Raw genomic sequence first — 12,052 nt, 5'->3', positions numbered from 1 at the left:
TTGATTAAGTCATCATTGATGCTAAAACTACCTTAATGTCACTTAATATGTCATTCACGTTAACGTGCTCATCAGGTGAATGACCAGTGCCCTTAGATGTCATCCAGACTGCAACAGGTATATTCATCATCCTAATGTACTTGGCGTATGTACCACCCCCAATACCCATGTACTTAGCATCAATACCCTTAACAACCTTAATCGCCTTAGCCAACCTCTGAACAACCTCACTATTTGGGTCCGTTGGGGGTGCTGGGTCATCCCTATTAACAACCTCAACCACCGACCTGCATCCATGCTCTCTGCAGAAGTCTTCCGCAACCTTATTTACTGTGGTTAACACCTCATCAAGGCTATACTTAGGCAGTACCCTACAGTCCATGTAGAATACGTGCTTGCCCGGTATAGTGTTTACGTTATCTACATTCCTCTCAACCTTAGTTGGCTCAAATGTTGATTCAGGCGGAGCGAATAATGGATCCTCGGCACCATAGCTACCATGCAACGTTTCGTCAAGCCTAAGTGCAAGCATCATGCCTAGCCTATGCGCGTTTAAGGCTGATTTAGGCATGCTTGCGTGACCCTGCTTACCGATAACCGTGACCTTAAGCCATAGTATTGCCTTCTCAGCAACCTCAATCATGGATCCATCATCATTACCTGCATCCGGCACAAGTATAAGATCCCCCTCCTTAAACAACCCCCTCTCGGTACCTATTAGATACCTTATCCCATACTTACTGCCAACCTCCTCATCACTAGCTAGTATTAGGCCATAGTTGAACGGTGGCTTAACCCCCAGGTCCCTTAGAAGCTTACCTATGGCTATGCCCATGACTATGCCTTGACCATTATCCTCAACACCCCTACCATACACTAAGTCACCCTTAACGGTTACCTCATAAGGCTCAACACTCCACATTCCCCTATCACCCTCAGGTACAGTATCCATATGCGCTATCACCCAGAATGTCCTGGACTCATCAATTCCATTAATAGTAGCCACTATGTTAGGTCTTGAACCCTTACTCACCCTGGGGTCAGGCGCCTCAATAACCTTAATATTATCGAAGTACTGCCTAACGACACTAATCAAGTACTGTGCCCTATCCCACTCCCCATCACCCCCATTCTCAGGGGCAAGCGCCCTTATTGGTATGAAGCCCTTGTATAAGTTAATGATGAATTCCCTTAATTCGCTTACCTTATTCATTAGTTTACTTAACTCAGGCTTATTCTGCATCATGGTTAAGAGGATGCGGGTGATGAATTTAAAGTTGAGTGCTGCTCACCATGACTTAATTCAATGAACTAATATCCTACATTTGCGGCAAAAGATTAATATACTGCGTTACGTTATTAAGAATATGGTAGTTACGTGTGACATATGCGGGAGGGAAATAAACGGTGAACCCATAGTTGTTGAAATAGATGGGGCGGTCCTAACACTATGTCAACGCTGCGCCTCCCGCTACGCGAACGTTAAGGGTGTTAGGGTGGTTTCAGGCGTTATTCAGCAAACCCCAAGTGGCCAGGCTACGATTAAACCTAGGCAGAGGTACATAACCCCAGTTAGGCAAGTTAAGAGGCGTAGTGAGGTTAATGTTAATCAGGCGGAGAGGCTTGAAGTAATTGATAATTATGGTGAAGTGATTAAGGACGCGAGGAGTAGGCTAGGGATGAGTAGGGATGTTTTAGCAAGCATGCTTGGTATAAAGGAGAGTACGCTTAGGAATATTGAGGATGGTAAGCTCATCCCAGACATCAACCTAGCTAGGAGAATGGAGAAGGTCCTTGGGGTAAAGCTACTTGTTGAGAGGGAGGAGGCTGAGATGGAGTTTGGTGAATCAGGGGGTAGTGAGGTGACTTTAGGTGATGTTGTTGAGATTAGGAGGAAGGATAAGGAGCAGTAGCTCACTGCCCACCGTTACGGTGATTAATGCTATTAACCTTAATGGGGTTACCTAACCACTGCCTATACATGTTGTCAATCTTCAAGTCAATTATTTTTATTAGAGGTAACTTAGCCTTCGGTGATGTGAACCCCTTAATCAGTATGCCGTGGAATAATTGAACCAAAGCATCATCAACACTACTGCTTGGCGCCTCAATCTGAACCTTAAACTTCCTTGAAACCCTCAACGCCCAGTTAAAGCACTCACTACTGTTCCCACAGGACTTAACACAACCATAGGTGGCCGTGGGGGTTTTAACAATGAGAACACCCTTCCTTGAGTCTATGAAGGCAGCGTACTTACCGTCAATCTTAAGTTGAACCTCGCATCCGTTAACAACAACACTATAGCCGAAGTATATTAGTGAGGATAACATGTAATAAACCCTGTTGGCCTCCTTAGGCAGGTTAAGTATCCTAAGTACCTCGTCACTGACCACAGTAACCCAACCGAGTTTCTCAAGAACCTTCAAGTGCCTATGCACTATACCCTTAGCTAACCTCAACCTACTTGAGACGTCGGTGACCGTTAATGGCCCATTTATCAACGCGTTCACTATACTTAGCCTCACAGGGTAAGTTACTAAGGCATCAAATGCCTTAACGGGTAATAGCAGTAGAGTGTTAATGGGTTCATTATCCTTAAACGAATTATCAGGCACTGTATTCACTATTAAGCCTAATTGAAGAAGGGGGTTATAAACCGATCGCCAGAGCTGACTCCTACTTGCTCAAGGGTAAGGCTCCTCACCTGTGTTGCGGATTAACACGAAGAAGAGTTTTTAGATTTTAAATAATAACCATGTAATGGATAGGAGGGATGTCATAAAACTACTGGGGCACTGGGCCTTGGTGCAGTCGGTGGTTTTATTGCAGGTGACTTAGTAAGCAAGTTTTCCCTTACAAGTAAGGTTCCACTAAGTATCTTACCTAATTATTCAGTGCTGGTTCAACAGCCTCAAGGCCCTAATGGACCTAGGCCCATGGTTATTTCAGCCGACGGTGAGGTTATAGTTGATGAGAACGGTAGAATATGCCCCGTTTCCCCGCATCCCTGTGACTCTCTTCACCCTTCTGCCTTCGTCGGGCATTGCCCCCATCCTCGGGGTGTCATCTTATCACGTGCCCACGGGGCTGGGCACCAGCGGGTTCACGGCATACACTCCCACCGCTGGCTCACTAGGGGTAATGGTTTGCTAATTTATAAACTTTTTATTAGCAAAAAATTCAAATAAGAGTTTAGCTGACCTCTATTGTGGCTAGGGTGTATGCGGTCTTTGGTACCGTGATGCTTGACCAGAGGAGGCACGGCTACGAGTACTTCAAGATATGGGTTGGGAATAAGCCAGTGTTGAAGGAGTTGGTTGGTAGGAGGGTTATTGTGATTGTGGTGGTTCCAGATGACGAAATCCCATAGAACACTGCTAATCAAGAGACCATTAAGGATATTCACCACTGAGGAGCGTGGTGCGTTGGTTAGGGTGCTTAATAGAGCTGATGCTTTAGGTAATTTGTGGGCTAGGGGATTCGAGATATGGTCAATAGACATAGACTCAAGGTTTGCATATGAATTCGATTACTTTAAGAATGAGTTAAGACTTATCAATGCTAAAAAATGGCTGGCTAAAGTCCATGCAATATTCAATGTCGGCGTGAGGCTCACTAATGAACGTGATATGGGTCAAGGCGTATTTATTGATTTAACTGAAAACATTCTGAGGCTTAGGTGGGTTATTAAGAGGAGAGCCATTATTATCAGCCTCACCCCCAGTGAGGTTGGGTATATCCGTGATAGGCTTAATGAGAGTGGCAAGCCTAAGTTGGCTAGGGCCTGGGTTGATGATGGGCATCTATACATAGCCATAACTTTCGAGCGTGAAGTTGAGCCAATTAAGCCGAGCAACTATAGGTTGGTTATTGACGTTAACTCGTGGAGGCACGGCATAGCTTGGGCTCTAGTAGATGGCAAAATAAGCTCAATGGGTAGGGAGAGGCCTAACCTAGGTTACATTGAAACGCTCTACAACCACGTGACTATGCTTGAGCATAAATACGGCACCTTAAGGAGGCTTGGCTTTCATAAGACACCATACGGTAGAAAGCTATGGAGGGAGATTAAGGCCACTAGGTGTAGGCTATATGCCTACCTGAGGGATTATACTCAAAAGCTGGTCCATAAACTGGCTCAGAAGGCTTTGAAATACGGAGCCATGGTTATTATTGATGATGTGCTTGAAGAGTCTAGGCGCGAGTTAATGGAGGAGAAGCTACCCAACGGATTGGCTAAGGCCTATATGCTCTACCTGAGGAGATTCATATATCTCTTAACTAATCAACTAGCCTGGTACGGTGTACCTTACGAGTTCAAAAGATTGCCAAGCACAAAATGCCCAGTTTGTGGTAACGAATTGACGCAATTACCAGGCAGGGTAATGCAATGCCCAAAATGCGGACTCAAGGCAAACAGAGACGAAATACCAATAAAATGGGCGCTCCTACATCAACGTATAGGCTCAAGGCAACCGTGAGGCTAGGCTTGAAGAAGAGATACTCCAAGCCAAACTACAGACCACTCACTCAATGACACCACGAGCAAGGACAGGAACCAAATGAACCACCCCTACAGGGTGGAGAGGAGGTCAGAGCATTTCAGGATACACATTACTGGCCTTCATAGACTATAATTAGCACCTACCCTACCTAACCCCAATAGTGGCCAACTCAAACCTAAATGGACTACTGGTAGCGTTTAACTTTAATCAAACCCCAAGACTAAGTGAATAATAACACCAGTGAATTGGACATACCCAATACCACTACAATATCCAGTACACTATGGCTATGTAGCTATAGTTAAAGGCAATTATACCGGTTATGAACCACTATACATGATGAGGATTACTAGCGTTAAGGTATATAAGCATATGATGGGATTTAATGGTACCTAGATTTATTTTAAGGTAATGCCATACCATTGTAGTTTAAACCTGGGATTAACCAAGCTAGTTGAGTTTTTATACTTCCACCGTGGAAGTAACTTTCGGTGTGGAAGTATGCTTTTTGACCCAAAGCCTAAGACCCGTAAAGTGGATTTATTTAATTTTGAGAAGGAGTTTAACAGGTTATCCTACTTAATTAATGATCCATTGACCAGGCTCATAGTAGTTAAGGGTTTAAGGAGAACTGGTAAAACATCCTTAAGTACTAACATCGCTTAACGAATTATGTGTCCCATACATGTTCATTGATGTTAGGGAGTTTGTTAGGTCCAGGAGAGGCCTATATAGCATCTTATCGAGATCCTTAAATAGTTTCACCAGAAGGTACCTACCCTCTAAAGCATTAATTAACAGTGTCATGAAGGCGCTAAGTAACATTAGGGGTGTTGGAATTTCGGGCTTAGAGATTTCACTTAGTTGGGGTAAGAATAGGCCACTGCTCACCGAGCTGTTTAGGGAACTTGATAGAGCCTCTCATGATGCTGGAGTTAGACTTATTATTGCAATTGATGAGGCCCAAAGACTTGGTGGACCCTTGGGTATTGAGGTTTGGGACGCAATAGCGCATGCTTACGACTTCCTAGATAACCTAGATTCATACTATCTGGCTCTGAAATGGGTGCATTAAGTTTAATACTTGGTAATCCAAGGTTACCACTGTTTGGTAGGGCTTATGCCAAGGTTACCACTCAGAGGTTAAGCCACAAGAGGTCTTTAGAATTCCGTTGATGAAGATGAGCTCGAGAATGTGGTAGGTAGGTTAGATGGTATTATTGGCTGGTTAACATACTATGGGTATTCAAGGAGCATTGGCAGCGGGGACCTGGGAACAATCATAAACGATGCCGTGGATATGGCTAAACAGGAACTCGAGAACTTCCTAAGTCTTAGAGCTAGTAGGAGATATAGAGTAATACTCAAGCTATTAGCCTCTGGAATCAGGGAATGGGGCTTACTAAAGAGGACTCTTGAGGGTTATGAAGGCTCACAGGTAAGTGATAGGGTGCTTCATGACGTGTTAACGACATTAAAGAGGCATTCAATAATAGATGATAGCCTAGAATTCACAGATCCGATAATTAAGGAGGCATCTAAAAACTTTACTAACTCCTTTCTGCTTCTTTTGTCTTTAACCGAGTCTTCAATTGTTAATACTTAGAATGCGCAGAGGGAAGTCATTAATATTAAATAGACCCTAAGGTGGTAGGTTACTTGCTATCTATCACTGCTGATCCAATGCAGGAATCATAGTGTTTAACCAAGGTTTCATGCTGATGTGGTCACTGGGTGTAGTCATTACTATTGGATGCTTCTGAAGTACCCTGAGGCTGCTGTTGCATGTAGGGTGGTGGGAGAGGTGGCATTGGGTACCTCTGTTGCATTTGCGGTGGAAGAGGAATCATAGGTTGAGTCTGCATGGGTGGTGCCCTAGCTTGCTGCAGGTTGGATAAGCGTTGATTTATCCTACCTATCTCACCCTCAAGTATCCTAAGGGACCTAAACCAAGAATAACTAGTTATTATTAAGGCAATGGACAGTAACACTACTGAAACCCCCATGACTAGGTAAACGTAAGCAGGTATGCTAATAGCCAGTGATGCAAGTAAGGCAACCACAATGCCACCTATGGCTAACGGCACACCAATTATCATCGCGTACCTGAAGGCTCTATGCACATCACCACTAACTGAAAGCTGCTCCTCAGGCCTAATGAACTGCTGTGGTGGGGGTTGAGGAGGGTACTGTTGCATCATTGGGGGTAAGGCGGGTGGATACTGAGGATACTGGTTAGGCTGTGGTGGGTATTGAACCGGTGCCTGCTGGGGAACCCGCTGATATGGTGGTGGTGAAGGTGAGGGGTATGGCGCTTGAGTAGGCGGCATCATTGGCCTCTGGGGTTGTTGAGTAGGCAATGGCGGGTACTGTGGAGGCATCTGCGGTAGCGGTGGAACCTGCTGGGTAGGTGGCTTGGCAATTGGGTTAACCTGCTCACCTTGTTGGGCCTGTTGACCTTGAGTGATTGGTTGAGGCGTCAATATGGGTGGAGGTGGTACTTGAGGCGTCTGCTTCTTCTCATCAGGCTTCTTCTCACTGGACATTTCAATCAACCTAAATTTAGTGAAGGATTTATTAAATGTTTCGCCCAGATACTGCTGAATGGATAAGCTAATTGTAGCTGAAAAGAATAGTGTTGCCAAGGCAATAGCCCAATACTTAGCTGAGGGTGGGTACACGTTAAGGAGGGTGGGTAGTGTACCAGTCTACTTCTTTAAGGTTAATGGGGAGTATTGGGCATCCATGGGCTTAAGGGGGCACATTCTTGACTTCGACTTTGAGCACTCCTACAATAATTGGAACAGCGTGGAGCCTGGTAAGCTCCTTGACCTTGAACCAGTCATGGTGATTAGAGGGTGGGATAGGCCGTATGTAATGGCTTTAATTGAATTATCGAAGCAGGCTAAGGAGGTTATACTTGCCCTTGACTCAGATGTTGAGGGTGAGGCCATAGCATACGAGGTAATGCTTGTGGCTAGGCTTAGGAAAAGCACGTTAAGGTTTAGGAGGGCCTTATTCTCAGCGGTAACCAGGGATGATATTAGGAGGGCCTTCAGCAGGTTAACGACGCTTAACGTGAACCTAGCTAAGAAGGTCTTCACCAGGATGGTGCTTGACCTTAAGTATGGTGCAACCTTCACTCGGTTATTAACCCTAAGCGCCAAGTCAAGTAAGGCACCGTTAAATAGGGGGGAGTTCTTAAGCTATGGTCCCTGTCAAACACCAGTGCTTAATCTTGTTGTTCAAAGAGCCCTGGAGAGGGAGAACTTTAAGCCTGAGATTTACTACAAGATTAAACTAACAATTGAAGTCAACGGTGAATTAATTGAGCTTGAATCCATTGATAAGTTCAAGGGCCTTAAGGAGGCTCAGGAAGCATTAAGTAGGGTTAAGGCAGGTAAGGCTGTTGTTAAGGATGTTGAGGCTAAGAGGGTTCACGTTAATCCCCCTAAGCCCCTTGACACTATTGAGCTTGAGAGGAGGTCCAGTAGGTTCCTGAACATTAGGAGTAAGCAAACCCTGGATATTGCTGAGGAGCTTTACAGGCAGGGTTACATATCCTACCCTAGAACCGAGACTAACGTCTACCCACCTACCCTGGATTTAAGGGGTATCTTAAGGAACCTATCATCAACGTCAACCTACGGTCAATACGCAAGGCAGTTGATGGCTGGTGAATTAAGGCCCACTGCAGGTAAGGACAATGATAACGCCCATCCACCAATACACCCAGTTAAGGCTGCTGATAAGGCTGAGCTAATGGCCAGGTTCAGGGACTTCAAGTACTGGATCATATACGACCTAGTGGTTAGGCACTTCCTAGCAACCCTAAGCCCCCCAGCATTAGTTGAGGAGCAGAGGCTTGTTGTTGACGCTGGTGGAGTGTTATTTGAGGCTTCAGGACTCAGGATAATTAACGATGGCTACTTCGTGATTTACCCCTTTGAGAAGCCTAAGGCTAATCCACTGCCGTTAACCGCCTTAAGGGTTGGTATGCAGGTTACCGTTAAGGATTCTAAGATTGTTAAGAGGAAAACCACACCTCCCCCATACTTGAGTGAGTCGGAGTTGCTTAGGTTAATGAGGAAGTACGGTATAGGTACTGACGCTACCATGCAGGATCACATACATACTAATGTTAAGAGGAGGTACTTTAAGATAATTAAGGGGCAATGTGTACCGACGCCGCTTGGTAAGGCGTTGATTACATCATTATCTAAATACGCCCCAACCCTAATAGACCCAGGCTTCAGGAGTAGGATGGAGTCAATGCTTTCACTTATTGGCTCAGGGAAGGAGCTGCCCAGTTCAGTGAGGAGGAGGCTTGAGGAGGAGGCTGTTAAAGTCTACGCCTCAATGAAGCCTAACGCTCATCAGCTTGGGGAGGAGTTGGCTAAGGCTTTGAGGAGCATGGTTAATGAGAATAATAATTAGCCACTGTACCTACCCTCCACGGTTCTTGAACGCCTAATGAAGACCCTGTAAACACCCACGGAGGCTAAGGGTATTGTGAATAACGCTAGGAAGGCGTAGGATAAGTAAGTGTAACCAATAGCCACTATGTAGTAGAGCCCACTGGTGGCTATCACTGCAGCCATGGTTAACATTATGACTGTGACAATTGGCCTCACGCTCCTCCTCCTTAACGCTACCTCAGCCCTATACGTTATTGAATTCACGTTACCCACCAAGGCCGTTAAGAGGGCTATGTAGAGGAAAACCACGTATAGTATGACTAACCCGTAGGGCGCCTTGGAGTATAGTAATGCGTAGTACAGCGGTAAGTCGGCGAACCGGTAACTTGGATTAGTGGCTAAGTCGTAGTAGCCTATTGTGGCTAAGTACTCTAGGGCAATCATGGAGCTTAACGTTAATCCACCAATCAGGGACGCTTCAACAACATCCCTCCTGCTCCTTAAATCCTGGGCAACACTGGCCATTGCCGGTAAGCCAACTAGATTATAGCTTACGTAGAGTATGGGCGACTCCAGGAAGCCTAGTGGGTTGTTAAGCCAACCAGATGAATCAATTACGTGCAGTATAGAGTAAGTTACCCTACTCCACGATAAGGTTACTATGGTTACTGTGGCTAATGTTATTATTGAAACCTTGATCATTGTTAAGGAAGCCTCAGCCCCAAGGACAGTCCTCCTACCGAGTGTTATCACTACGATTGATATAGCGTACATTACGGCTAGACCGTAATACTGGTTAATGCCTAATATTGATTGAAGCAGTTGCCCGCCAGCAGCCATAACTGCACTTATGAATAGCATTACTAAGGCCACGTACACAACCTCAAAGGCTATGAAGGGCCCCTTACCTATTAATGACTTAACGAACCTCCCGTAATCATAGAACCCAGTTAACCTAGCGTACTCTAAACCTACCACTGGGAGCAGCGTGAAGAGTAATGCGGCTAAGAGCACACTGAAGATGCCTAATGAGCCGAAGTACGTGAAGAAGTGTACAACCTCAACACCTGTTGAGAAGGCTCCTGCCGCAATGGATCCAACGTAGGTTAGGCCCACGGAGACCTTCACCGTCCTACTTGCCATTAAGCCCACTGAACCTCAATCAACACTGCCTATTTAACTTATGAGGTTCCGGTTGAGGTACTTTTCAACCGTAGTAAATGTTTTAAGCCCCAGTTTGCGTAATAATTATGCTTAGCGGCGTGCCCTTGTTCGCCAAGAGGATTGAGTCCATGGAGAACATTAGGAGTATTGTAAGTAATGAAGTTGCTAAGTATTTGAAGAGGGGTGTTAATGTTGAGGTTAATTACATTGATGATAAGCCTGTTATTCATGTTTCTGGGCAGTTACCAATGAGTGATGGTAAAGTTAAGGTAATTGAGACTCTTTACCTAGGGAGTTCAAATGACGGCTCAGAGGAGCATTCAACAGTCATGGTTCAGTACGAGTATGGCTCCCTAAAGGTGGTTGGTCAAGTGATGGTTATTAACGTCTACGAGGGTGTATTATTGAGTAGGGAGTACGTGGTTGACCTCAGTAGTGAATTAAAGGTGCTTAATGACGTTGTTAAGGTAACTGTGGTTGGTAAGGATTACGTTAAGGTTAAGGACGCTGTTGAGGCAGCTAGGCAACAGGGCGCGCAGCAGGCTAAGGCATCTTCAACACAACAAACCTACTACGCAATATAACTCTACTGTATTGGCGTCTTAACAGCCTTCTCAAGCCTAATAAAGCTCACCTCAGTGTTAGGGTATTGGCCGTTCTCATCCTTCTCATACCTCTTAACCATATCCCACACAGTCAGTAAGGCGGCTCCAGTGGCCATAAGGGCCTCCATGGCTGAACCAGTCCTTGAAACATTCCTAGTGGTCACCCTAACGTACACACCCTCATCCTTAACCTCAGTTCCAACAGCCACGTGGGTTAAGTAATTCTGGTGAATGAGGGGTAGGAGTTCCCAAGCCCTCTTAGCCATTGAGACTGCTGCTAATTGAGCAGTTGACAACACATCCCCCTTCTCCACACTCCCACTCCTAATTAACTCCACTGTGCTTGGCTTAAGTTTAATGAAGCCGCTTGCCACGGCCTCCCCACTATACGTGGGTTCATTAGATGCATCGAAGAGCGTCACCACAGGTGGGGCGTTCCTAATGCTGGGTAAGCCAGCGTTAACGCCATTACCAGTCTCACCCTTAATCTTCCTAATAACCCTCAACCCCTCAATACCCCTTATCTCCCCCACTCCACTGAAGGATACGTCACCCCCTTCACCCTCTTCAATAATCCTACAGTCACCGTTAGGTCCACAGACGCAGTGCCTAGCCTTAATAACGTTCCAGGCAGTCACAAGGCCCGTTAAGGCCCCGAATAAGGCATCCATCTCAACCCCAGTCTGGGCAATAGTCTTAGCCCCAACCTTCAACCCAACGTAATCATCACCGTGGGTTAACTCAACCTCAACATTAGTTATGGGTATTGGGTGAAGTAGCGGTATGAATTCCCAAGCCCTCTTAACCGCAACCACAGCCGCAACGGAGACTGATGAGGCTAGGTTACCTAAGCCAATGAACCAAGAATCCCCAATCGCCTTAGCTAAATCACGCTTAAGCCTAATTAAACCCTCAACCCAAGCCTCCCTATAGACAGGCTCCTTAGCTGAAACATCAACCATCCTAACGCCCATAAAGTTTAATACCCAGCACCCAATATAAACACTACCACACCCACAGCCCCCCTTAACCAGAATCAAGGGATAAAGCTTAAATAAGGGTCCTTCGAAGAACCTACTGCACGCTCAATAAATTCATGAGCCCCCCAGAAACACCACCGGGGAAAACCCGGGGCGAATCTGAGGGGTGATCCAACCCAAGCCACCAGGAAAAAGGAAAGAAGCCACGAACAAATCCCAACCCCCCAGGAGCGGCCTTGCGGCCGCATCCTGAAACCGGTTGATCCTGCCGGACCCGACCGCTATCGGGGTGGGGCTTAGCCATGCGAGTCAAGCGCCCCAGGGACCCGCTGGGGTGCGGCGCACGGCTCAGTAACACGTGGCCAACCTACCCTCGGGA

At 46.0% G+C, this 12,052-nt stretch carries 13 protein-coding genes, 1 rRNA gene and 1 pseudogene; 10 read left to right on the top strand and 5 right to left on the bottom strand.

Annotated features, from left to right (window positions below; all coding sequences use genetic code 11):
* Positions 1-4 precede the first annotated feature (4 nt).
* Positions 5-1,246, bottom strand: a complete 1,242-nt coding sequence (locus Q0C29_RS03020) for a M20 family metallo-hydrolase (RefSeq protein ID WP_291999184.1) — start codon at positions 1,244-1,246, stop codon at positions 5-7.
* Positions 1,247-1,367: 121 nt separating this feature from the next.
* Between Q0C29_RS03020 and Q0C29_RS03015 the strand changes: the two genes are divergently transcribed.
* Positions 1,368-1,913, top strand: a complete 546-nt coding sequence (locus tag Q0C29_RS03015; RefSeq protein ID WP_291999183.1) for a multiprotein bridging factor aMBF1 — start codon at positions 1,368-1,370, stop codon at positions 1,911-1,913.
* 1 nt (position 1,914) lies between these two features.
* On the opposite strand, the gene Q0C29_RS03010 is transcribed toward Q0C29_RS03015, so the two are convergent.
* The gene (locus Q0C29_RS03010; RefSeq protein ID WP_291999182.1) at positions 1,915-2,616 is read right to left on the bottom strand and encodes a winged helix-turn-helix domain-containing protein; all 702 of its coding nucleotides are present in this window, start codon (positions 2,614-2,616) and stop codon (positions 1,915-1,917) included.
* A gap of 593 nt (positions 2,617-3,209) precedes the next feature.
* Between Q0C29_RS03010 and Q0C29_RS03005 the strand changes: the two genes are divergently transcribed.
* The 6 genes and pseudogenes from Q0C29_RS03005 to Q0C29_RS02985 all read left to right on the top strand — a co-directional run bounded on the left by Q0C29_RS03005 (position 3,210) and on the right by Q0C29_RS02985 (position 6,112).
* The gene (locus tag Q0C29_RS03005; RefSeq protein WP_291999181.1) at positions 3,210-3,371 is read left to right on the top strand and encodes a hypothetical protein; all 162 of its coding nucleotides are present in this window, start codon (positions 3,210-3,212) and stop codon (positions 3,369-3,371) included.
* Positions 3,355-4,482 carry a zinc ribbon domain-containing protein gene (locus Q0C29_RS03000; protein ID WP_291999180.1) on the top strand — a complete coding sequence of 376 codons (1,128 nt, stop codon included), beginning with the start codon at positions 3,355-3,357 and terminating at the stop codon, positions 4,480-4,482. Before Q0C29_RS03005 ends, Q0C29_RS03000 begins: the two co-directional genes overlap by 17 nt.
* A 115-nt stretch (positions 4,483-4,597) precedes the next feature.
* Positions 4,598-4,902: pseudogene (locus Q0C29_RS10830) on the top strand (acid phosphatase); the annotation flags it as partial.
* 105 nt (positions 4,903-5,007) lie between these two features.
* Positions 5,008-5,172, top strand: coding sequence for a hypothetical protein (locus Q0C29_RS02995; RefSeq protein WP_291999179.1), 165 nt, complete (start codon positions 5,008-5,010; stop codon positions 5,170-5,172).
* A gap of 19 nt (positions 5,173-5,191) precedes the next feature.
* Positions 5,192-5,581, top strand: coding sequence for a hypothetical protein (locus Q0C29_RS02990; RefSeq protein ID WP_291999178.1), 390 nt, complete (start codon positions 5,192-5,194; stop codon positions 5,579-5,581).
* Between the two features lie 120 nt (positions 5,582-5,701).
* Positions 5,702-6,112, top strand: coding sequence for a hypothetical protein (locus Q0C29_RS02985; protein ID WP_291999177.1), 411 nt, complete (start codon positions 5,702-5,704; stop codon positions 6,110-6,112).
* 121 nt (positions 6,113-6,233) lie between these two features.
* On the opposite strand, the gene Q0C29_RS02980 is transcribed toward Q0C29_RS02985, so the two are convergent.
* Positions 6,234-7,052 (bottom strand): hypothetical protein, encoded by an 819-nt coding sequence (locus Q0C29_RS02980; RefSeq protein ID WP_291999176.1) that lies wholly within the window; start codon positions 7,050-7,052, stop codon positions 6,234-6,236.
* A 58-nt stretch (positions 7,053-7,110) separates the two neighbouring features.
* Here Q0C29_RS02980 and Q0C29_RS02975 point away from each other — a divergent pair, with 58 nt between their 5' ends.
* The gene (locus Q0C29_RS02975) at positions 7,111-8,943 is read left to right on the top strand and encodes a DNA topoisomerase (RefSeq protein ID WP_291999175.1); all 1,833 of its coding nucleotides are present in this window, start codon (positions 7,111-7,113) and stop codon (positions 8,941-8,943) included.
* On the opposite strand, the gene Q0C29_RS02970 is transcribed toward Q0C29_RS02975, so the two are convergent.
* Complete coding sequence (locus Q0C29_RS02970) at positions 8,940-10,067, bottom strand: hypothetical protein (RefSeq protein WP_291999174.1); 1,128 nt, start codon at positions 10,065-10,067, stop codon at positions 8,940-8,942. The two genes, Q0C29_RS02975 and Q0C29_RS02970, sit on opposite strands and share 4 nt — an antisense overlap.
* A gap of 107 nt (positions 10,068-10,174) precedes the next feature.
* Between Q0C29_RS02970 and Q0C29_RS02965 the strand changes: the two genes are divergently transcribed.
* A complete protein-coding gene (locus Q0C29_RS02965; RefSeq protein WP_291999173.1) occupies positions 10,175-10,672 on the top strand; it encodes a hypothetical protein in 498 nt (165 codons plus the stop codon).
* A gap of 2 nt (positions 10,673-10,674) precedes the next feature.
* Here the strand turns inward: Q0C29_RS02965 and Q0C29_RS02960 are convergent, their stop codons facing one another.
* A complete protein-coding gene (locus tag Q0C29_RS02960) occupies positions 10,675-11,667 on the bottom strand; it encodes a cyclic pyranopterin monophosphate synthase MoaC (RefSeq protein WP_291999172.1) in 993 nt (330 codons plus the stop codon).
* Positions 11,668-11,925: 258 nt separating this feature from the next.
* Here Q0C29_RS02960 and Q0C29_RS02955 point away from each other — a divergent pair.
* Positions 11,926-12,052: ribosomal RNA gene (locus Q0C29_RS02955) — 16S ribosomal RNA — on the top strand; the annotation flags it as partial.

Origin of the sequence: Caldivirga sp. (genome assembly GCF_023256255.1) — an archaeon.
In the GTDB taxonomy this organism is placed as follows: Archaea; Thermoproteota; Thermoprotei; order Thermoproteales; family Thermocladiaceae; genus Caldivirga.
This window is presented reverse-complemented; position numbering and strand designations above follow the sequence as displayed.

Coding starts and splice junctions, on each gene's coding strand:
- Q0C29_RS03020 (WP_291999184.1), bottom strand. CDS start 1,246: ATGATGCAGAATAAGCCTGAGTTAAGTAAACTAATGAATAAGGTAAGC.
- Q0C29_RS03015 (WP_291999183.1), top strand. CDS start 1,368: ATGGTAGTTACGTGTGACATATGCGGGAGGGAAATAAACGGTGAACCC.
- Q0C29_RS03000 (WP_291999180.1), top strand. CDS start 3,355: ATGACGAAATCCCATAGAACACTGCTAATCAAGAGACCATTAAGGATA.
- Q0C29_RS02995 (WP_291999179.1), top strand. CDS start 5,008: ATGCTTTTTGACCCAAAGCCTAAGACCCGTAAAGTGGATTTATTTAAT.
- Q0C29_RS02990 (WP_291999178.1), top strand. CDS start 5,192: ATGTTCATTGATGTTAGGGAGTTTGTTAGGTCCAGGAGAGGCCTATAT.
- Q0C29_RS02980 (WP_291999176.1), bottom strand. CDS start 7,052: ATGTCCAGTGAGAAGAAGCCTGATGAGAAGAAGCAGACGCCTCAAGTA.
- Q0C29_RS02975 (WP_291999175.1), top strand. CDS start 7,111: ATGGATAAGCTAATTGTAGCTGAAAAGAATAGTGTTGCCAAGGCAATA.
- Q0C29_RS02970 (WP_291999174.1), bottom strand. CDS start 10,067: ATGGCAAGTAGGACGGTGAAGGTCTCCGTGGGCCTAACCTACGTTGGA.
- Q0C29_RS02965 (WP_291999173.1), top strand. CDS start 10,175: ATGCTTAGCGGCGTGCCCTTGTTCGCCAAGAGGATTGAGTCCATGGAG.
- Q0C29_RS02960 (WP_291999172.1), bottom strand. CDS start 11,667: ATGGGCGTTAGGATGGTTGATGTTTCAGCTAAGGAGCCTGTCTATAGG.